This is a genomic window from Acinetobacter parvus DSM 16617 = CIP 108168 (assembly GCF_000368025.1).
GTDB classification, from domain to species: domain Bacteria; phylum Pseudomonadota; class Gammaproteobacteria; order Pseudomonadales; family Moraxellaceae; genus Acinetobacter; species Acinetobacter parvus.
Genome location: NZ_KB849211.1, coordinates 332,390 through 333,889 on the forward strand (window position 1 = coordinate 332,390; position 1,500 = coordinate 333,889).

Here is a 1,500-nt window from a genome sequence, read left to right on the forward strand (position 1 = left end):
AGGGATGAACGAGGAACAGCAAAGCACTGCTTTGCCCGAGTGCAAGACGAAAGCTTTGCTTGAGTTAGACGTGAACCCTCGATAGTATCTGTTTTGGATACTTCCCTGTAGATAAGGGATTCAGCCCCAGGTTGAAACTTAATACGAGATCAAAGGGGGGCAATTTTACTTCGCCATTTGTAAGGTAAAAGGGGTCAGTTTTAGAATGCCGTTGACAACTTCCCTAAATAAGCAATTTTAAAAGCCATCAAGACACCATCTTGATGGCTTTTTATAAGCTTACGTTTAAAAAATAAATCAAAAATATCTCTTATTCTCTATACACCAAGCGAACTAGAGGGTAAGAAAATGACGTGTTATTTGAATTTCGAAGATATTGCATTAGGCTTAAGCGTACATGCCTATAAACGACGTACACAACGCGGTATACAGCAACAGCATATTGCACACTTATTACGTTTTGGTCGTAAACAATTTCACCGCCATGCGATTTACTACAGCATTGGTCATAAAGAAATAAATAAGTATGCCGATATTTGCCCGATGCTTAAAAATATGAATGGCATGCATTTGGTCACAGCCACCAATGGCAAAGTCCTGACCATGTTCCGCAACCGGGACTTCAGCCTGCTCAAAAAATAAAAACAGGAAAAAAACCATGGATTTTGTATTGTATCCATTGATTATTTACATCCTTTTCAGTTGCTAAATCGCACCATTCATTTGACGTTTAAAAGCGTATGGAGAAATATTAATGAATCCTTTAGTTCCACAAACTGCGGGCTTAATGGCAGTACAAGAAGGCATTAAAGCCGTTAGTAATATGGTGAGTGAAATTGCACACTATAAACGTGCTGTTGCTGAATTAGAATTTCAACGCAAACAAATGCATGAGCAGTCAAAGATCATACGTGCAGAGATTGAGCTCAATCATAAGAAAGAAATCAAACGTATTGATGCATTATCTAGCGCATTCAAAACTTGCTTAAAACACAATAAGCAATTTATTGCCTTGCAAAAACAACAGCAAGATCATGCCCAAGAGCAATGCATAATGATCTTAAATTTGATTGCACAAGAACAAGATCCAACGAACAAAACGACATTGATGTCAGTGTGGCAACAGATGCTTAAACAAATTGAGTTAAACCGTGAAGAAACCTCACGTTTAAATCAAACACTCATGGATGCGTATCATCAATTTGGTATTGATCTATCTCGTCCACAATTAGATCTAAAAGATGTTGGTTGAACAAAGGGGAAATGAAATGCTACCAATACTCGCAGGTGTTGCTATCGGAGCAGCCGTTCTTTATTTACTTGATGCCGAAACCCAATCACAGCATGATCGTTGGCAACGTAAACGTAGCCAAGTACGTCGTGAAACTGCACAACAACGTGAAAAAATTCAAGCTGCGATAAAAAGTACAGCACAATATCAGGAATATAAAAAATATCTCTGTACACGACAAAAATAGATAACTCATTGAAATAATGTCA

At 37.9% G+C, this 1,500-nt stretch carries 3 protein-coding genes; all 3 read left to right on the top strand.

Annotated features, from left to right (window positions below):
* The first annotated feature begins 348 nt into the window (after window positions 1-348).
* The 3 genes from F988_RS03695 (at window position 349) to F988_RS03705 (ending at window position 1,478) form a co-directional block, all read left to right on the top strand.
* Window positions 349-642, top strand: a complete 294-nt coding sequence (locus tag F988_RS03695) for a hypothetical protein (protein ID WP_004681132.1) — start codon at window positions 349-351, stop codon at window positions 640-642.
* 112 nt (window positions 643-754) lie between these two features.
* Window positions 755-1,252 (top strand): hypothetical protein, encoded by a 498-nt coding sequence (locus F988_RS03700; protein ID WP_004681133.1) that lies wholly within the window; start codon window positions 755-757, stop codon window positions 1,250-1,252.
* Between the two features lie 16 nt (window positions 1,253-1,268).
* Window positions 1,269-1,478, top strand: a complete 210-nt coding sequence (locus tag F988_RS03705) for a hypothetical protein (protein ID WP_004681134.1) — start codon at window positions 1,269-1,271, stop codon at window positions 1,476-1,478.
* The last annotated feature ends 22 nt before the right edge of the window (window positions 1,479-1,500 follow it).

What these genes read in the sequence shown, in the direction of transcription:
- F988_RS03695 (WP_004681132.1), top strand. Translation starts at nt 349, where the DNA reads ATGACGTGTTATTTGAATTTCGAAGATATTGCATTAGGCTTAAGCGTA.
- F988_RS03700 (WP_004681133.1), top strand. Translation starts at nt 755, where the DNA reads ATGAATCCTTTAGTTCCACAAACTGCGGGCTTAATGGCAGTACAAGAA.
- F988_RS03705 (WP_004681134.1), top strand. Translation starts at nt 1,269, where the DNA reads ATGCTACCAATACTCGCAGGTGTTGCTATCGGAGCAGCCGTTCTTTAT.